Here is an 18,884-nt window from a genome sequence, read left to right as displayed (position 1 = left end):
CAGGCTCGCTCCCACATTGGAATTCAGGGTGGAACAAAAAAATGGGAGCTCAACAGCCCCCACCTTTTAACGGATTCACCGCGGTGGATAGTTGGCCAGAATCCGCGTGACCGTCTCGCGGATGGCGTTGCTGCGATCCTGCGGATTCGGTTTGCTGGAGAGCATCTGCTCATCACTGCCGCGCCACACCAGTTTGCCGTCCTTGCCGTCGAGCAGGTCGATCTGGATCGTTGCGACCTTGTAGGTGATGTTGCGCGTTTCGTTGTACATCGGCGCGCCCCAGTAGCCGTTCCACGGGCCACCCCAACCGCCGCCGTAATTGGTCGTCACTTGCTGCTGGCGATCCTCGACGATCAGGTAAGTCTGCACATTCAGGTCGCCCTTGGCGCCCGCAGTGGCCGGGCGCAGACCGCGCTGGTCGAGTTGATCGGCGACGGCCTGGCGGATGCGTTGCTCGGTCAGGTCGCTTTTGATTCGCGGATCATCGGGGCGATATTGCAGGGCGGGGTCTTTCCAGCTCCAGCTGCGATAAGCGGCGAAGTCGCGGCTGGCATCGAAGTCATGATTGACCTGGTTGGCGGCGCAGGCACTGAGCAGTGCGGCCAAGACCAGTAGAGCGAGACGGCGGAACATGGTTTTTCTCCGATTGAAGACATGAACCTGCGGCAGCTTCTGATTGGCAGGAAGCTAACTGGGAGGATACGCCGACATGGCCTTTTCCACAGCCTCGCGGATCGAATCGGTGCGATCGATTTCGCTGCCCTTGTTCGCGGTTTCGGCACTGGCACTCCAGACCGGTTGCCCAGTGCCTGCATCAAACAGATCGACCTGCACCACCACGACCTGCTCGGAATACGTGCGTACGATCGGCACCGTGTTGTACATACCGTAACCGCGTCCATATCGATCATAGCTGCCGTATCCACCGCCGTAATAACCGTAGTCGTCCTGAACCTGACGCAAACGGGTTTCCAGTCTTAGATTGGCGCTGACCAGCAGGTCGGCCGGGCGATGGTCGTGCAACGGGCGCAAACCGCGTTGGTCCAGCGCATTGCTCACCGCTTCGGCCACTTGCGCCGAATCAGCCCACGCCGTGCCCGGTGGCAGTTGCCCGTTGCGCCACGCCCAACTGCGATAACGCCCATAATCGCGCGGCGGCGCCGGGTACGCGCTGCGGTCGAAGGTGGTGGCGGCTTGCGGCGGCGCCGGCGGCAAGGGCCGCGATTGCGCCACGTAGGGGTTGCTGCTCTGGCAAGCAGCCAACCCCAGACACATCAGCAGTAACCCGGATTGAGCTTTCATGTCGCGCTCCGATCAGATCGGCCGGCAGATCCAGTGCAAATAGCGCCCAAGCCCGGCGAAGCTTGGGTGACGACGGTGAGCGAGCTCCATCTCAAGCAAATCCACAAGTTCAGCGCGGGCCTGGAATTCCACCGGCATGTAGTCGTGGAAAACCCGGATCCCGCTCTGGCTTTCGACCTGCCACAGGCCGTCGAGTTGCGTTGCCAATTCCCTTGGATCGAGCGGCTGCTGCGGGGTCAGGCTCTGCTTTTCGCCGGCCATGACGTTCTTGCGCATTTTCTTGAAATGGCCTTTGAGCAGGTTGCGATAGATCAGCGCATCGCGGTTGTAGAACGCCAGCGACAACCAGCCACCGGGTTTGGTCAGTTGATGCAGCACCGGCAGGATTGCATGGGGATCGGCGAGCCATTCCAGCACGGCGTGGCAGATCACCAGATCGTACGGTTCGGTGAGTTGCCCGAGCAGTTCCTGCCACGGCGCCTGAATGAACGTCGCGGTTTGCCCGGCTTCAGCGAAACGCTGGCGCGCACCTTCAAGCATCGGCGCGGCCGGCTCGGTGAAGGTCACCTCGTGGCCGCGCTCGGCCAGCCACAGCGACATATGTCCGAGGCCGCCGCCAACGTCGAGCACCCGCAACGGGCGATCCGGCAGCGCTTCGGCGAGGTCTGCCTGCAACACCGCGAGACGGATCGCACCTTTGGCGCCACCGTAGATTTTTTCGGCGAACCGCGTCGCCAACTGATCGAAATGTCGGTCGCTCATCAGCTGAACCGCCGTTCGCTGTCGGCGAGCTTGCTGCGCACCACTTCATTCATGTCCAGCCCCAACTCGCTGCACAGCAGCAACAGATACAGGACGATATCGCCAACTTCTTGCCCTGCATGAGCGAGTTTGTCAGCGGGTAACTGGCGCGACTGGTCTTCGGTCAGCCACTGGAAGATTTCCACCAGTTCGGACATCTCGACACTGGCCGCCATGGCGAGGTTTTTCGGGCTGTGAAATTGCCGCCAGTCATTGCGGTCGCGAATGGCGTGCAGGCGTTCGGTCAGTTCAACAAGGTTCATCGGGCTCTCCTGAAGGCGTATAGCTTCGGGGGGATACGACTTGAAGGCAAGCGTAAACCCTGTAGGAGTGAGCCTGCTCGCGATGACGCCATTACATTCAACATCATCGTTGACTGACACACCGCTATCGCGAGCAGGCTCACTCCTACAAGGGCGGTGCAAACCTTCTATCATGCAGGGAACTCGGCCACCCGCGTTGTGGCCCAAGGCTCAGCTCTTTCATCAGGATGCACACATGCAGGTAGAAAGCTTTTTCGAATGGCTCGGGCAGGCGCTCGGTTCGATCATCCGCTTTATCGTCGATGGGCTCAGTGGGCTTTTCAATATTTTGAGCAATGCCGGCGGCAACTTCGTCGACGGGCTGGCGAAGACGCTGGGCATGGACACCTCGATCATCAGCATCATCGCGCTGATCGTCGGGCTGATGCTGTTGTGGTCGGCGATCCGGGCGTTCATGAATGCGTCGATCATTGCCGGGATCATCTGGTTGTTGCTGGGATTGTGGCTGCTTAGCTGGATTATTCATTAGGCCTTTGAAGAGCCCCTCACCCTAACCCTCTCCCGGAGGGAGAGGGGACTGAATGGGGGATATTCAAGAGCTACACCGACTTGAGCGAGCTTCAGCGAATCCATAATCGGCACATTCTCTCAGGTCGATGGATGACGCCAGACACCTCGGTCGGCCCCCTCTCCCTCTGGGAGAGGGCTGGGGTGAGGGTGGCTTCTACCGCTACAATGCCGCTCCCCCAAGGAGCCCGCATGTCCACTCTGACCGCCGACTGGCGCGACCGCCCGACTCACCGCAAGGTCTGGGCACTCGCCGCGCCCATGATTCTTTCGAATATTTCCGTACCGCTGGTGGCGCTGGTCGACAGCACTGTCATTGGCCACTTGCCCCACGCCCATCAATTGGGCGCGGTGGCAGTCGGCGCCAGCCTGTACACCTTTCTCGCCTGGGCCATGGGCTTTCTGCGCATGGGCACCACCGGGTTTGCCGCGCAAGCTGCCGGGCGCAGCGACGGCGCGGCGTTGCGGCAGATTCTGTTGCAGGGCTTGCTACTGGCGATGGGACTGGCACTGGTGCTTGGCACGCTGGGTGTGCCGCTGAGTGGGGTTGCGCTGCACTTCATGCAACCGTCGGCGGAGCTGGATCAGCTCACTCGTGATTTTTTCCACACGCGGTTGTTCGGCCTGCCAGCGGCGCTGGCCAGTTATGCGCTGGTCGGCTGGTTCCTCGGCACGCAGAACGCCCGGGCGCCGCTGGCGATTCTGCTGAGCACCAACCTGATCAACATCGTCCTCAATCTGTGGTTCGTCATCGGCCTGGACTGGGGCGTGGTCGGTTCGGCGCGGGCCTCGGTGATCGCCGAATGGAGTGGCGCCCTGCTCGGCCTGCTACTGACTCGCAAGGCGTTGCGGGCGTACCCGGGGCACATCGTCTGGGCGGCGTTGAAAATCTGGCAGAGCTGGCGTCCGTTGCTGGCCGTCAACCGCGACATCTTCATCCGCAGCCTGGCGCTGCAATCGGTGTTTTTCCTGATCACCGTGCAAGGCGCGCGGCTGGGTGATTCGACGGTGGCCGCCAACGCGCTGCTGCTCAATGGCTTGCTGCTGACCGCACATGCGCTGGACGGTCTGGCCCATGCCGTCGAGGCCTTGTGCGGACACGCCATCGGCGCCCGTGATCGTCTGGCCCTGCGTCGCTCGCTGGTGGTGGCGGGCGGCTGGTCGCTGATCGCCAGCCTCGGTTTCGCCAGCCTGTTTCTGCTGGCCGGGCACCTGTTCATCGAGATGCAGACCGACATCCAGAGCGTGCGCGATACCGCGTTCGTCTACCTGCCCTACCTCGCCGTGCTGCCGCTGATTGCGGTCTGGAGCTACCTGCTCGACGGCCTGTTCATCGGCGCCACCCGCGCGCGGGAAATGCGCAACGGCATGCTGATCACCGTGGTTTTGCTGCTGCCGTTCGCCTGGGCGCTGCAAGGTTTCGGCAATCACGGGCTGTGGATATCTTTTCTGCTGTTCATGGTGCTGCGCAGCCTGACCCTCGGTGCGCAAGCCTGGTGGCTGAAGCGCAATGATGGCTGGTTCAGTGGCGGCGTTCACTGAGCCGGCGTGTGCGCAATAAACCCGACGACCTGATCGAGCACCGGCGCCAGTTGCCGCAACGGTCGTGACAAGGTTGCCACCAACGTAATGTGATTGGGCCGCGAGTAATACAAATCCTGCACCGGCACCCCGGCCTGGCGCAGCTTGCTCGCAAGACCACCGGTGTTGCGCGTCGGGTTGACCAGATCATCTTTGCTTGCAGCAATCAGCAGAGCCGGCGGTGCGCCGCGACTGACATGGTTGATCGGCTGCGATTGCGGCGGCGAGTCCGGCCAGAAAAATACCGGGCGCACCTCGGGATTCTTGATTGGCAGAAAGTCATAAGGCCCGGCCAGACCGATCCAGCCCTGCAAGTCCCGTGGCGACATGCCCACCGCCGCGAGCCACTCACCATCCAGCGCAAGCATCGCCGCGTTATATCCGCCAGAGCTGTGCCCCATCACATACAAGCGCTGCGGGTTGCCGGAAAACTCGCGGATATGCGCTTTGGCCCACGCCACCGCCCGCGCGCCGTCCTGCAAAAACAGCGGATAGCGCACCTGCGGATACAAGCGATAATCCGCCACCACCGTGACAATTCCCCGCGACGCCAGCGCTTCGCCGACAAAGCGGTAGTCGACGCGCGAACCGCTGTTCCAGCTACCGCCATAGAAAAACACCACCACCGGCGCGCCGGGCATCGGCCGATGCGGTACATACACATCGAGCTTCTGCCGAGGGTCGTCGCCATAAGCGATGCCCACGGTCTTGTCGTAGGTACTGTCCGGGGTCAGCGCATTGAGTAACTGCACAGGCGAGCAACCGCTCAACACCAGCAGCAACACGATGCCCAACCCATGCCGGAATAAACCTGCCATACGCGCCGAACCTCGCTTCAGGACTGATCGCCGTGCCACTGCCGTCGTACATGGTCAAGCCGCTGCTGTTGGGTCAGCCCCACCGGCGGTGGCACCAGCACGGCACGCGGATGCAGCAAGCGTAGCCATAACCAGCCATCGAGCACGGTGCGGTCGCTGAATCCCAACGCCAGGCCTTGTTGAACATGGGAGGACATCGTCGCGTAATCGGTTCCCAGCGATTGGCACCAGCGCCAGACATGTTGCTCCAGAAGGCAGGTTTGCAAGCGTTCGCGCTGGCGTCGGGTCAGGCTCTCTTCGATGCTCAGCGGTTCGACGGCAAGCCCCGGATTGCGCAACTGCTGCCAGCCCTGACTGCCAATTGCACGGTCGGCCCAGGTCCCGCCGAACCAGCGCATCTGACGGATCGGCCCGAGCCAGCGGCTCAACTCAGCGGCGTCGCAGGCGTCGAAAAAATAGCTCGCAGTCTGTCGGTTGTAATAGCTGAGCAAGGCCCGATGACTCAAGCCGAACGACACCGTGAGCATGCGTTGCAAGTGGCTCAGCAACCGTTGAGCACAGACCTCACTACCCAGCAGCAACCCGCGCCAGGTGTTCGGGTCGCTGTGACACAACGCGGCCAATGCCGGGCAATCGCGCAAATCGATCAGCACCGGGCCGTGCTCGCTGACCGGTTCGAACTCAGTGCCATCGAACAGATTGAAGCACTGCACGTCGGCGAACGCCCGGCGCAAGATCAGCAAGGCCTGCGGTGCATCCGGGCCATCGAGCAACAGCCACTGCGCCATGGACTCGAGTATCGCGCCACTCATGTTGCGCCGCTCTGTTCAAGCGCGGTGACCAGTCGACAACTGCACACCGACTGGGAGCAATGGTTGAAACTGCCGCCGCCAGGGATCAGGCACAACAGCAGCAAAGGTTCACCCGACATCAGCCGTTGCTGCAGGCCGTCACTGACCAGGCTGTCGGGCAGTGGCAACGCCGGGACCTCGTTGCAGTCGCTGTCGGCGGCGATGGGCGGCTGCAGCACACCGCTGATCATCGGTTGATCCGGATCGCCCTCGAAAAAGCTCACCACCACCTCGACCCCATCGCTCAGCGCGGCCATGGGCGCCTGTGCCAGAGATGGCGCGAGCGGCAGCCAACAGTGACTCGGCGCCGCCCCTTCGCCTTGATACAGCCAGTCGAATTGCACCGCCACCGGGCGCAAGCGGTCGGGTTGTGGTTCATCGACCGCCACCACCCAGGCGCGTTGCAGGCTGTGCATGCGCAGGCGCGATAGCGCTTTGGCCGAGGCACACGGTACCTGCACCGCGCCGAACAGTCGGTTGGCGTACGGCGGTTCGTGGGATGGATCGGCGCGATGCTCAATGCGTGTCAGCAACCATGGGCGATTGCATTCGGCGAAGGGGTGCCCAGTCACCCGCAGCCAATGGCCGCTGCGCAACGCTGCCAGATCACTGCGACCTTCCGCGCGTTGCACAGCTGATGCATTGGCCGCAGTTGTGCTTTGCAATTGCCACTGGTGCAAGGCCGCAGAACCGTCGGCGTTGTCTTCGCACCGATAACGCACGGCACCTGCCAATGGCAACTGCGCCGGATCATCGGCAAAGACCAGGCAATGCCGGTCGCGGTCATGTTCAAAGTAATAGTGAATCCGCGCCTGCGCACACAAGCGCTGGAGCAGTTGCAGATCGGACTCGCGGTATTGCGTGCAGAACGTCCGGGCCGGGTAGTTGCCATGCAATTGGAAACGGCGCTGAGGACCGACGATCCCGTGCTCCCTGAGCACTTGCTCGATGATCTGCGGCACCGAACGACCACTGAAGATGCGCTGACTGAAGCGCAGCGCGAGGCAACCCAGCTTCGGCCCCAGACGAATCCGGCTCAACTGCAAGCCTTGTCCGTGCTCATGCTGGACAAGGCTCAGCAGTTGCCCGTGCACGCCCTCCCCCGACGGCCCGAAACAGAGGAACGCCGAACGGTACAGCAGGCCGGCGAGATCCAGGTGCGGATCGTCGATCAACACATCGATCTCGAACGCAAAGGATTCGCTGAGGGCTTCGCTACCGGTAAAGGCCAGGACTTCGAAGGGGTCGGACAGGCCCGCTACATCGAGACGAAACGACGACTCGTTGACTGGTTCGAACATGGGCGGATCTCTACAGGAGGGGCGGCCGGGGATTCTCGCCGAGAGCCATGGCCGAGTAGAGAGCTGAAGTACAACTTAGGAAATGACCTACGCGAAAAGCAGACCGGATGACTTTTCTGGCCGGGAATGCCAAGCCTTTCGCAAAGATATTGGGAGATATCCCACCGGGTCATGCGAATTTTCCGCCACCTACAGGAAAAATTCACACAACCCGGCGAGATCGCCACCTGGCCTCAGGAAGACAGGTAGGAGGAGCGGGTCAGGCCCAGACGCAAGGCATCGAGAAATTGCGTGCGCTCACTGGCACTGATGCGGGCACTGGCGCACTTGTCGCGGTAGTGAGTCATCAGTTCTTCCGGCGACAAGTGCACGTAACGCAGCATGTCTTCGATGGTGTCGTGGGTCTCGATGCCAGCGTGGTACACGCTGCCATCGGCGTTCTGGTAGATGTTCACCGAGTCGGTGTCCCCGAACAGGTTGTGCATGTCACCAAGGATTTCCTGATAGGCGCCAACGAGGAACACGCCCAGCAGGTAGTCTTCGCCTTCGTTCAAACCGTGTACCGGCAGACTGGTTTCGATGCTCTGCTCGTCGACGTACTGGTTGATCTTGCCGTCGGAGTCGCAGGTCAGATCCTGCAGCACCGCGCGGCGCAACGGCTCTTCGTCGAGACGGTGCAGCGGGATGATCGGCAGAACTTGGTCGATCGCCCAAGTGTCCGGCAGGCTCTGGAATACCGAGAAGTTGCAGATGTACTTGTCGGCCAGCTTGTCGTTGAGCTCGTCGAGCACCTGACGGTGCGAACGCTGACGGGCTTTCAGCGAGTTGTGCAGGCGACGGCAAACAGCGAAGTAGCACTGCTCGGCCAAGGCTTTTTCGGCCAGGGTCAGTTTGCCGTCGGCGTACTGCGCGGCCACGTCGCTCATGTAGTGGGTGGCGCGCCAGTAGGTCTCGGTGACCATTTCGATGTCGGTCGGGCCGAGCAGATCAACCAGCCACTGCACGGTTTCCGGCAGCGATTCCTTGTTTTCGATCTGCGGAATTTCGTCGTTGTGTTTCTCGACGTCGGTCACCTGCACCACCAGCATGGCGTGGTGTGCGGTCAGCGAACGGCCGCTTTCGGAGAAGATGTGCGGATGCGGCAGGGCCTGCGCGTCGCAGAATTCCTTGAGCATGCCGACCACGACACCGGCGTAATCGTCCATGTCGTAGTTGATCGAACTGGCGTTGCGCGAGTGCGTGCCGTCGTAGTCGACACCCAGACCGCCACCGACGTCGATGTGATCGACCGGCAGACCGAGGTTACGCAGCTCGCCGTAGTAACGGATCGCTTCTTTGAAGCCGTGCTGATAGTCAGCGAGGTTGGCAATCTGCGAACCCATGTGGAAGTGCAGCAGACGAATGCCTTGATCCAGGCCAGCGGCGCGGAAGCGCTCGACCACCGACAGCAGTTGCGCCGCCGACAGACCGAACTTGGATTTCTCGCCACCGGTGTCTGCCCACTTCGACGACGCCAGCGACGACAGACGCACGCGCAGGCCGACCTGTGGCTTGACCTTCAGCGACGCGGCTTCTTCGATCACCAGACCGACTTCGGATTCTTTCTCGATGACGATGAAGACGTTATGGCCAAGCTTCTGGCCCATCAGCGCAAGACGGATGAACTCACGGTCCTTGTAACCGTTGCAAACGATGGTGCCGCCCTTCGGCGCCAGTGCCAGCACGGCCAGCAGCTCAGGCTTGGAACCGGCTTCCAGACCGATGGATACGTCCTGGGTGGCGATGATGTTCTCGATCACCGCTTCTTGCTGGTTAACCTTGATCGGGTACAGCGCGGTGTACTTGCTCTGGTATTCCAGGCGCTCGATGTTCGCATCGAAAGCGCCGGTCAACTGGCGTACACGGTCTTGCAGGATATCGGGGAAGCGAACCAGCAACGGCAAGGACAAACCGCTTTTGCGCAGTTGGTCGACTTGCTCGAACAGGTCGATAGGCGAGCTGCTCGGGCCGTTCGGACGAACTTCGACGCGACCGGCGTCATTGATCGCGAAATACCCGGCCCCCCAATGGCGAATCCCGTAAACACTGCGGCTGTCCGCAACTGTCCATTGGCTGCCATCGTCTTTGCGTGTGCGTCGTACGGACATCGAAGTCCCCTATAAAGAAGTCATAGTGCGTCGCCTGATCGCAGGCCGGCGCAGTCTAAAGTATGAAAATGACGGTTCGTCAGCGCGGCGGTAGACCGCACTGACTGCGTGGAGTTTAGAAACCGGTCATGAACAGGCTCTGTGAAAACCATGGAGACGACGCCGGATCTGCAATGTTTCAGACCCGGATCAAGCCGCAGGTGGTTTTCACAGAGGCTGCTAGCCGCCGGACTTCTTCGCTTTGAAACCGTGCTTGATCAGCTCAGCCAAGAGTAGCTCGACATGATCGCCCTGGATTTCGATGATGCCGTCTTTCAACGCCCCGCCGGTGCCGCAACGTTTCTTCAACGTTGTCGCCAACTCTTTGAGCGCGTCTTCGGTCAGAGGCACGCCGGTGATGGTGGTCACCGTCTTGCCGCCACGGCCCTTGCTCTCGCGACGCACGCGGGCAATGCCGTCGCCGGCCGGGATCACGGTTTGTTTGCAGATACAGGCGTCCACCGGTTTGCTGCATTCCGGGCAATGACGACCTGCGTCGGTGGAAAATACCAGGCCACCTAAGGCGGCGAAGGATGCGGCTTTTTTGGCCACCGGCAATCCTCTTGGGAGGACAAAGACTGATCGCAACCTTGGGCAAGGTCAGCGACCGCGAAGCCCCACTCAGGCAGGGGCAGCGCTACTGCACCGGATGCTTCAATAAAAGCAGGACGGTGCAGCTTGAAAAGGTCGCGCAGTGTAACGGCAAAAATGCGACTTGCTAAGTGCCAATCGGCGCCAATTCATGTGTTCTTTGCGACGTCGCTTTGCTGCGCCTTCAGATAGCGCTTCAACGCGGCCAGAGAGTCCGGGCAATAAGGCTTTTGCTGGATTTCCTGCATGACCTGCTCGACCGGAATAAAGCGTGCTTCGAGGACTTCTTCCGGCTGCAGTTTGAGCGGACCGTCCCATACAGCGGAAAACGCCGAACACCACAGGCGATTGCCGGTGTCCTCGAAGTAGAAATGGTCATGGGCAGTCAACTCGACGCCGCTGACACCCAACTCTTCTTCCAGCTCTCGGGCCGCCGACTCGGCGTAAGTCTCATCGGCCTGCACCATGCCGCCTGCCGCGACATCCCAGTAACCCGGGTAAATTGCCTTGCTCAACGTGCGCCGGTGCACGCAAAGATCACCGGCGGAATTGAACAACATGATGTACGTGCCACGGCCGATCAGCCCGCGCTCGCGTAAATCGGCGCGCACGAGAGCGCCGAGCAGGTTGTCCTGCTCGTCGACCCAGGCGATCTGTTCAGCATCCGAGGCGGCGCGATGGGCCGCCTCTTTGGCGTTCTGGCTCATGAATCAGCCCTGATTGAGCAGTTGACGCAAATCGATCACAGCAGCGTTGGCACGGGAAATATAGTTGGCCATGACCAGCGAGTGGTTGGCCAGCACGCCGAAGCCACTGCCGTTAAGAATCATAGGACTCCAGACCGGTTCCTGCGAGGCTTCCAGTTCACGGATGATCTGACGCACGCTGACGGTGGCGTTCTTCTTCGCCAGGACATCGGCGAAGTCGACTTCGATGGCGCGCAACAGGTGCGAGAGTGCCCAGGCCTGACCGCGTGCTTCGTAGAACACGTTGTCGATCTGCATCCACGGAGTCTCGACAACTTCCTCGTCAACCTGCGGCACTTCGCCGATGGCCGGCACTTCGGTTTTCAGTGCAGTGTTGAGTTTGACCCGGCCAACACTGGCCGACAGGCGTTGCGACAGCGAGCCGAGACGGGTGCCGACATCGCCGAGCCAGTTGTTCAGGTTGTCGGCGCGGGCATAGAACAGCGCGTTTTTCTGGGTTGGATCAGACAGGCGCGCCTGATAGCGGCTCAACGAATTGATACCTTCCTGGTACTCCGACTCACTCGACGGCAGGATCCAGCTCTTGTTGTCGAAGTTGAAGCGCGGTTCGGCCTTGGCCAGATCGGCATCTTCCGCCGACTGCGATTGCGAACGGGCAAAATCTTTGCGCAGAGCGCGGGTCAAGTCACGCACCTGCACCAGTACGCCGTATTCCCAGCTCGGCGTGTTGTCCATCCACAGACCTGGCGGGAAGCGGTCATTGGAGATGTAGCCGCCCGGCTTGTTGAGCAAGGTGCCGGCAACGGTCTTCAGGGTTTCAACCGTGGTGTAGCCGATCACCATCTGCTTGCCTTCTTTCTCGGCAGCCACCTGGGCGTTTTGTGCGACCGGAAACAGCGCCGGCTCCTGGCTCCAGTACCAGCCCAGGCCAATGGTCACCAACAGATAAATGCCGATCAGCGTGGCCAGCGCACGGCTGAACAGCAGCCCGCCAACATAGCTGCGGGTGGCCGACTTGGGCTCGGCGGCACGTTCAGGCGCGCTGCCCGCGCGGTTTTTCCAGTCCAGCATGGCGATATCCTTTCAAATCTTGGGTTCAACGGTTCGACCACAACCATACAACAACGTGCCAGAGCCGGGCACCCGCGCGTAACGATAAGCCGCAAATCATGTGGGCGAATGACGCTTCGACGCTGACTAAGGGAATCCCCGATGCCCGCGCCTCAGCGATTCGAATGGCAGGCTATTGAAAACCCTTGCAAAGCTCATTCATCGCGCGCATGAACGTACGACTGACAACTCATCCAGATCGCCCTGATCAATCAGGGAGCGCCCGGCCTACGGGGGCTTGAGCGACGACAAGGTCAAAAACAAAACCGCCCGGTCAGAAACTGAATGGTGACGCATTGCAGATTATTGACGTACGACACTCGTCTAAGGGAAAAGAGGTGCTAGCATAGAGCCACCAGTCGATCTCAGCATGCAGCCTAACTAGTAGTCAGGATATGACCGAGCCAGAAGACCCCAGCCGTGAGCGTCTCAAGCACCACTTTGCCCAGCGGGTAATTCATCAGGCACGTCAGATTCTTGAGATATGGCAGCGCCTGCAACGCAGTGAGTGGTCCACTGTCGACCTCGCCGAACTGAGCGAGGCCAACCTGCGCCTGCTGCGTTTTGCCGAGCGCTTCGAACAGCCGGAACACACTCAGCTCGCGCGGCACATCAGCCAATCGCTGGAAGCAGTGGACGCCAACCGCGGCCGCCTCAGCAGTGGCCTGATCACTGACCTCAATCGCTTGATGCAGCGCTTGTCGCGCACCGGCCTGCGCCATGGCGATCAGCTCGACCAGACCTTCCTGCCGCCACTGCGCAAACCGATCTACGTGATGCTGCAGGATCACGACCGCGCCGAACGGCTGGCCAAACAACTTGAATTCTTCGGTCTGAGCGCGCAGGCGCTGGACAGTGTTTCGGCTTTTCGCTCCTCGATGGTCGAGCGCCTGCCGGCAGCTATCGTCATGGACGTGGATTTCAGCGGCGCCGGCATCGGCCTGAAACTCGCCGCCGAAGCCCAGGTCGGGCTCGAGGAGCCACTGCCGCTGCTGTTCTTCAGCCTGCACGAAACCGACACGCCGACCCGTCTCGCCGCCGTGCGTGCCGGGGGCCAGGAATTTCTCACCGGCACCCTCGAAGCGTCGAGCCTGCTGGAAAAGATCGAAGTCCTCACCTGCGTCGCCCAGTACGAGCCTTATAAAGTGTTGATCATCGACGACTCGCGTGCGCAGGCTTTGCACACCGAACGCCTGCTCAACAGCGCCGGTATCGTCACGCGCACCTTGATCGAACCGATTCAGGCGATGGCCGAACTGGCCGACTTCCAGCCCGATCTGATCATCCTCGACATGTACATGCCGGCCTGCACCGGCACCGAACTGGCCAAGGTGATTCGCCACAACGACCGCTATGTCAGCGTGCCGATCATTTACCTGTCGGCCGAAGACGATCTGGACAAGCAGCTCGACGCCATGAGCGAGGGCGGCGATGATTTTCTGACCAAACCGATCAAGCCGCGTCACCTGATCACCACCGTGCGCAACCGCGCCGCCCGCGCGCGCAACCTCAAGGCGCGGATGGTCCGCGACAGCCTCACCGGTCTGTACAACCACACGCACATTCTGCAATTGCTCGAAGACTGCTCGTTCCGCGCCCGCCGCGAGAACAAGCCGCTGAGCTTTGCCATGCTCGACATCGACCACTTCAAACGGGTCAACGACAGCCACGGCCACCCAATGGGCGACCGGGTGATCAAAAGCCTGGCGTTGTTTCTCAAACAGCGTTTGCGCAAGACCGATTTCATCGGCCGTTACGGCGGCGAAGAGTTCGCCATCGTCATGCCCGACACCGATATAGAAGCCGCGCACAAGGTGCTCGACGAAATCCGCCAGCGCTTCGCCGAAATCCATTACCCGGCGCAGCCCCAGGATTTGTGGTGCACCTTCAGTGCCGGCGTGGTGGAAATGCACGACGACTGCGACAGCCTGATGATGGCCAGCCAGGCCGATGAGGCGCTGTACCGCGCCAAGGGTGCCGGGCGCAATCGCGTGCAGACTGCGCGCGACTCAAAGCAAAGTGCCACTTTTTCATCGGATTCCACTGACTCGGTCATAACCCTGTAACAGAACCGCAATAAATTCAGGCGCTTACCATTTCTGCCGTTGGTAGCCGTCATGCGCCTGAAGTTGCTCACCAATCTCAATACGCTGCTGCTGGTCGCCGTGTGCCTCGCACTCGGCGCGACGCTGTGGTGGTCGCAAAAAGCCCTCGAACGCCCGTATCTGTTGATGGAGCGTTATCTGGGGTTGTCGCAACAATTTCAGAACGAGGTGGCACGCAACGTCGAGGATTACCTCGCCAGCGGCGACGCCTTGCGCCTGAGCAGCGCCAGCCAGGCCATCGACGGTTTGCGCGAAGACCTCGGTGAATTGCCCCCGGCGCTGGCCGACACCCTGCGCCCGAGCTTGACGGGGCTGGAAGAATTCAGCAAAACCGACCTGCTCGCTGCCGGCAAACTGGCCGGAGACCCGCAGGCCTTGCTGTTGCAGGCCGAGCGCGAATTGAGCGCCAGCCTCGATCAGCTCAGCACTTACGCCAACGGTAACGCGGCTTATCTGACGCCGCTGCTCGCCGCTTCGCAGCATTTGGGCAAGCTGTCGCTGGCGCGGGACAAACTGGTCAGCAGCGGGCGCAGTGAGCTGGCCGTCGATGTTGAGCGCGAAGTCACCAATATCCGCTCGCAGGCTCAAGTGATTGATGCCCTGCCCTTGCTCGGCGTTGTCGCCAAGAGTGAATCGGGCAGCGACGATTTCGCGGCGATGATGGGCATCGAAAACACGGAAAAAACTGTCGCGCAAGATGCTGGCGTCGGCCTCAAGCGCGAACTCAACAGCTTGCTCGGACGTTATCCGGCTGAGCTTGAGCGCACCCGCGATCAGATCCAGAAACGCACTGACCTCAGTACCGCCGCCCATCAGAAAATCGCCGCGGTGCAGCAAGCCATTGCCGGACTGGAGCCAGTCGTGCGGGCCCAGCACGGACAAATCCAAGGCGAAGTACGCTTGATGCAAGGCGTGATGATCGGCCTGATTCTGCTGATCGCGCTGTTGATCGACACCTTGCAGCGGCGACTGGCTCGTACGCTGACCAATCTCGCGCCTGCGCTGTCGACCTGGGCAGAAGGCGATTTCAGCCGCGATATTCACCTGGGCAAAACCAACCGTGAACTGCACGACATCGAAGCCTCTTTGAACCGCTTGCGCGCCTATCTGGTGGATCTGGTCGGGACCATTCGCGGCAATGCCGAACAAGTCGCGGGCAGCAGCCGTACCCTCGCCGAGCTGAGCAACGACTTGCACAGCGGCGCCGAGCATCAGGCTGGCGACACCGCGCTGATCCGTGATTCCCTCGGCGAACTTGAAGCGACAATCCAGCAAGTGGCCGGTGACGCACAGCAGGCGGCGGATGCCAGCCGTCATGCCGGACTGGCCGTCGAGCATGGGCAGACGGTCATTGGCCAAAGCCTCACCGGCCTGCACGCGTTGGTCGGTGAAGTACAAGGCAACGCGCAGATGATCGAACACCTGGCAGAGGAGTCGGCAACCATCGGCGGTGTGTTGACGGTGATTCGTTCGATCGCCGACCAGACCAACCTGCTGGCGCTGAACGCGGCGATCGAAGCGGCGCGTGCCGGGGAAATGGGTCGGGGTTTCGCCGTAGTGGCCGAAGAAGTGCGCTCACTGGCACAACGCACCGCAGGCGCGACAGCCGAGATTCAGACGCTGATTGCCGGCCTGCAAACCGCTGCTCGTCAATCGGTCGAAGGCATGCGCGCGCAGGTCGAACACGCCGAAGCCACCGCCAATCAGGCGCAAGCGGCGGACGGTGCGCTGGATAAAATCGTCGGCGCGATCCAGACCATTTCCGACACGGCGATCCGCATCGCCGATGTCACCGCGCAGCAAAGCGGTGCAGTCAGCGAGATTCGCGATCACAGCGAGCGGATTCATCAATTGGGTGGGGATAACTTGCTGCGCATCGGCCGTGGGCGCGAACAGGGTGAGAATCTGCTGGTATTGGGTGGGCAACTGCATACAGCCGTTCAGGCCTTTCGCGTCTGATAGACCGCTATCGCGAGCAGGCTCACTCCTACAGGGAACGCATTTCAACTGTAGGAGTGAGCCTGCTCGCGATAGCGTCATTTGTATCACCGCCTATCTTGCGGAATGACCGGATCAAATCACTTGGTCACATATTTCGCGCAAACATCGGCCATCGTGCTGGCTATTGCATAGAACTGGACAGTCACAAAGTCTTTGCGGCATAGTCGCCGGGTTCTGACGATTGCTCATTCATAACAAGGACTACGCAGATGGCAACCCTACTGGTGCTGCACGGCCCCAACCTGAACCTGCTCGGCACCCGCGAACCCGGCACCTACGGTTCAACGACCCTGGCGCAGATCAATCAGGATCTGGAGCGCCGCGCCCGTGAAGCCGGCCATCATCTGCTGTATCTGCAAAGCAATGCCGAGTACGAATTGATCGACCGCATCCACGCCGCGCGCGGCGAAGGCGTGGATTTCATTCTGATCAATCCAGCAGCTTTTACGCACACAAGTGTCGCATTACGTGACGCGTTGCTGGGAGTGAGCATCCCATTCATCGAAGTGCATTTGTCCAACGTGCACAAACGCGAACCTTTCCGCCATCACTCTTACTTCTCCGACGTAGCGGTGGGAGTGATCTGCGGCCTTGGCGCCAGCGGTTACCGACTGGCCCTGGAGGCTGCACTAGAACAGCTTGAAACACAGGCAACGACTTGAACTACAAGCGTTAAGCGCCCCTGACCGACCCTTGGGAGTTGATGATTCATGGATATCCGTAAAGTTAAGAAACTGATCGAATTGCTGGAAGAGTCCGGCATCGACGAGCTCGAGATCAAGGAAGGCGAAGAGTCCGTACGCATCAGCCGTCACAGCAAGACCCCGGCTCAGCAGTACTACGCGCCGGCGCCGATGCAAGCACCGGCTGCCGCACCTGCCGCTGCTGCTCCGGTTGCTGCTGCAGCCCCGGTTGCCGCTGCCGCTCCTGCGCTGAACGGCACTGTTGCCCGTTCGCCGATGGTCGGCACCTTCTACCGTAAATCTTCGCCAACCTCGCCGTCCTTCGTTGAAGTTGGCCAGACCGTGAAGAAAGGCGACACTCTGTGCATCGTCGAAGCCATGAAGATGATGAACCACATCGAAGCTGAAACTAGCGGTGTGATCGAGTCCATCCTCGTCGAAGACGGCCAGCCGGTTGAGTACGACCAACCGCTGTTCACCATCGTTTGAACTGCGGAGAGCCTTTGATGACTGCGAAGTTGGAAAAAGTTCTGATCGCTAACCGCGGTGAGATCGCCCTGCGGATTCTGCGTGCCTGCAAAGAGATGGGCATCAAGACCGTCGCCGTTTACTCCAAGGCCGACAAAGAGCTGATGCACCTGGGTCTGGCAGACGAATCCGTCTGCATCGGCCCGGCTTCTGCCGCGCACTCTTACCTGCACATCCCGGCCATCATCGCTGCCGCTGAAGTGACTGGCGCTACCGCCATTCACCCAGGCTATGGTTTCCTCGCGGAAAACGCCGATTTTGCCGAGCAGGTCGAGAACTCCGGCTTCGCCTTCATCGGCCCGAAAGCCGACACCATTCGCCTGATGGGCGACAAGGTTTCGGCCAAGCACGCGATGATCGAAGCAGGCGTACCGACCGTTCCAGGTTCTGACGGCCCGTTGCCGGAAGACGAAGAAACGGCGCTGCGCATCGGTCGCGAAGTCGGCTACCCGGTGATCATCAAAGCCGCTGGCGGCGGTGGTGGTCGCGGCATGCGCGTGGTGCACAAGGAAGAAGACCTGATCGCCTTCGCCAAACTGACCCGCACCGAAGCTGGCGCGGCGTTCGGCAACCCGATGGTCTATCTGGAAAAATTCCTGACCAATCCACGTCACGTGGAAGTGCAGGTTCTTTCCGACGGCCAGGGTCATGCGATCCATCTGGGCGACCGCGATTGCTCGCTGCAACGTCGTCACCAGAAAGTTCTCGAAGAAGCGCCGGCACCTGGCATCGATGAGAAAGCGCGCGAAGAAGTACTGGCTCGCTGCGTCAAGGCGTGCATCGACATCGGTTACCGCGGTGCGGGTACTTTCGAGTTCCTGTACGAGAACGGTCGTTTCTACTTCATCGAAATGAACACCCGTGTTCAGGTGGAGCACCCGGTTTCGGAAATGGTCACCGGTATCGACATCGTCAAGGAGATGCTCAGCATCGCCGCTGGCAACAAGCTGTCGTTCACGCAGGATGATGTGGTGATCCGTGGTCACTCGCTGGAATGCCGGATCAACGCTGAAGACCCGAAAACCTTCATGCCGAGCCCGGGTACGGTCAAGCATTTCCACGCTCCAGGCGGCAACGGCGTTCGCGTCGACTCGCACCTGTACAGCGGTTATGCGGTTCCACCGAACTACGACTCGCTGATCGGCAAGCTGATCACTTACGGCGCGACCCGCGACGAAGCCATGGCCCGCATGCGCAATGCCCTGGACGAAATCGTGGTGGACGGGATCAAGACCAACATCCCGCTGCACCGTGATCTGGTTCGCGACGAAGGCTTCTGCAAGGGTGGTGTGAACATTCACTACCTCGAGCACAAGCTGGCTGGCGAGAAGCACTAAGCTTCAGCCCGCACCAGACAAAGCCGCCTTCGGGCGGCTTTGTTGTTTCTACAGATTTCACAAAACCCTGTAGGAGTGAGCCTGCTCGCGATGAGGCTGGCACATTCAGCATTTATGTTGACGGCAACATCGCCATCGCGAGCAGGCTCACT

The 18,884-nt window shown here is 60.7% G+C and carries 18 protein-coding genes; 7 read left to right on the top strand and 11 right to left on the bottom strand.

Annotated features, from left to right (window positions below; translation table 11 throughout):
* Nucleotides 1–75: 75 nt before the first annotated feature.
* The 4 genes from VY732_RS03205 to VY732_RS03190 are packed head-to-tail and all read right to left on the bottom strand — an operon-like array spanning nt 76 to nt 2,366.
* The gene (locus tag VY732_RS03205; protein WP_137217633.1) at nt 76–633 is read right to left on the bottom strand and encodes a DUF4136 domain-containing protein; all 558 of its coding nucleotides are present in this window, start codon (nt 631–633) and stop codon (nt 76–78) included.
* Nucleotides 634–687: 54 nt separating this feature from the next.
* On the bottom strand, nt 688–1,302 hold the full coding sequence (locus VY732_RS03200; protein ID WP_331694214.1) for a DUF4136 domain-containing protein: 615 nt from the start codon (nt 1,300–1,302) through the stop codon (nt 688–690).
* 12 nt (nt 1,303–1,314) lie between these two features.
* Nucleotides 1,315–2,064, bottom strand: coding sequence for a methyltransferase (locus VY732_RS03195; RefSeq protein WP_331694212.1), 750 nt, complete (start codon nt 2,062–2,064; stop codon nt 1,315–1,317).
* Nucleotides 2,064–2,366, bottom strand: a complete 303-nt coding sequence (locus tag VY732_RS03190) for a MazG-like family protein (RefSeq protein WP_007951009.1) — start codon at nt 2,364–2,366, stop codon at nt 2,064–2,066. The genes VY732_RS03195 and VY732_RS03190 overlap by 1 nt, the downstream gene beginning before the upstream one ends.
* Nucleotides 2,367–2,601: 235 nt before the next feature.
* On the opposite strand from VY732_RS03190, the gene VY732_RS03185 reads away from it, so the two are divergent.
* Both VY732_RS03185 and VY732_RS03180 read left to right on the top strand, forming a co-directional pair.
* Entirely contained in the window at nt 2,602–2,895 is a 294-nt protein-coding gene (locus tag VY732_RS03185) for a hypothetical protein (protein WP_064388791.1), read from the top strand.
* A 230-nt stretch (nt 2,896–3,125) separates the two neighbouring features.
* Nucleotides 3,126–4,475 (top strand): MATE family efflux transporter, encoded by a 1,350-nt coding sequence (locus VY732_RS03180; protein ID WP_331694207.1) that lies wholly within the window; start codon nt 3,126–3,128, stop codon nt 4,473–4,475.
* On the opposite strand, the gene VY732_RS03175 is transcribed toward VY732_RS03180, so the two are convergent.
* The 7 genes from VY732_RS03175 to VY732_RS03145 all read right to left on the bottom strand — a co-directional run bounded on the left by VY732_RS03175 (nt 4,469) and on the right by VY732_RS03145 (nt 12,039).
* Entirely contained in the window at nt 4,469–5,332 is an 864-nt protein-coding gene (locus VY732_RS03175) for an alpha/beta hydrolase (protein WP_331694204.1), read from the bottom strand. The two genes, VY732_RS03180 and VY732_RS03175, sit on opposite strands and share 7 nt — an antisense overlap.
* A gap of 17 nt (nt 5,333–5,349) precedes the next feature.
* Nucleotides 5,350–6,144: a DUF4123 domain-containing protein gene (locus VY732_RS03170; RefSeq protein WP_077570793.1), complete on the bottom strand. Its 795-nt coding sequence runs from the start codon at nt 6,142–6,144 to the stop codon at nt 5,350–5,352.
* On the bottom strand, nt 6,141–7,484 hold the full coding sequence (locus VY732_RS03165; protein WP_137217636.1) for a type VI secretion system Vgr family protein: 1,344 nt from the start codon (nt 7,482–7,484) through the stop codon (nt 6,141–6,143). Before VY732_RS03165 ends, VY732_RS03170 begins: the two co-directional genes overlap by 4 nt.
* Before the next feature lie 233 nt (nt 7,485–7,717).
* Nucleotides 7,718–9,631 carry an arginine decarboxylase gene (speA, locus tag VY732_RS03160; protein ID WP_034151560.1) on the bottom strand — a complete coding sequence of 638 codons (1,914 nt, stop codon included), beginning with the start codon at nt 9,629–9,631 and terminating at the stop codon, nt 7,718–7,720.
* 219 nt (nt 9,632–9,850) lie between these two features.
* A complete protein-coding gene (locus tag VY732_RS03155; protein ID WP_137217637.1) occupies nt 9,851–10,222 on the bottom strand; it encodes a translation initiation factor Sui1 in 372 nt (123 codons plus the stop codon).
* Between the two features lie 188 nt (nt 10,223–10,410).
* Nucleotides 10,411–10,968, bottom strand: coding sequence for an NUDIX hydrolase (locus VY732_RS03150; RefSeq protein WP_150795281.1), 558 nt, complete (start codon nt 10,966–10,968; stop codon nt 10,411–10,413).
* Nucleotides 10,969–10,971: 3 nt separating this feature from the next.
* On the bottom strand, nt 10,972–12,039 hold the full coding sequence (locus tag VY732_RS03145) for a DUF2333 family protein (RefSeq protein WP_016984927.1): 1,068 nt from the start codon (nt 12,037–12,039) through the stop codon (nt 10,972–10,974).
* A 434-nt stretch (nt 12,040–12,473) separates the two neighbouring features.
* Between VY732_RS03145 and gcbA the strand changes: the two genes are divergently transcribed.
* The 5 genes from gcbA (at nt 12,474) to accC (ending at nt 18,732) form a co-directional block, all read left to right on the top strand.
* On the top strand, nt 12,474–14,144 hold the full coding sequence (gene gcbA / locus VY732_RS03140) for a diguanylate cyclase GcbA (RefSeq protein ID WP_034151562.1): 1,671 nt from the start codon (nt 12,474–12,476) through the stop codon (nt 14,142–14,144).
* Between the two features lie 51 nt (nt 14,145–14,195).
* On the top strand, nt 14,196–16,142 hold the full coding sequence (locus VY732_RS03135; protein WP_331694200.1) for a methyl-accepting chemotaxis protein: 1,947 nt from the start codon (nt 14,196–14,198) through the stop codon (nt 16,140–16,142).
* A gap of 251 nt (nt 16,143–16,393) precedes the next feature.
* Complete coding sequence (gene aroQ / locus VY732_RS03130) at nt 16,394–16,846, top strand: type II 3-dehydroquinate dehydratase (protein WP_007914604.1); 453 nt, start codon at nt 16,394–16,396, stop codon at nt 16,844–16,846.
* Nucleotides 16,847–16,894: 48 nt separating this feature from the next.
* Nucleotides 16,895–17,356 carry an acetyl-CoA carboxylase biotin carboxyl carrier protein gene (accB, locus tag VY732_RS03125; protein ID WP_150652411.1) on the top strand — a complete coding sequence of 154 codons (462 nt, stop codon included), beginning with the start codon at nt 16,895–16,897 and terminating at the stop codon, nt 17,354–17,356.
* A 17-nt stretch (nt 17,357–17,373) separates the two neighbouring features.
* Entirely contained in the window at nt 17,374–18,732 is a 1,359-nt protein-coding gene (gene accC, locus VY732_RS03120; RefSeq protein WP_077570780.1) for an acetyl-CoA carboxylase biotin carboxylase subunit, read from the top strand.
* Nucleotides 18,733–18,884 lie beyond the last annotated feature (152 nt).

Source organism: Pseudomonas sp. ZY71, assembly GCF_036542145.1.
GTDB lineage: Bacteria > Pseudomonadota > Gammaproteobacteria > Pseudomonadales > Pseudomonadaceae > Aquipseudomonas > Aquipseudomonas koreensis_A.
This window is presented reverse-complemented; position numbering and strand designations above follow the sequence as displayed.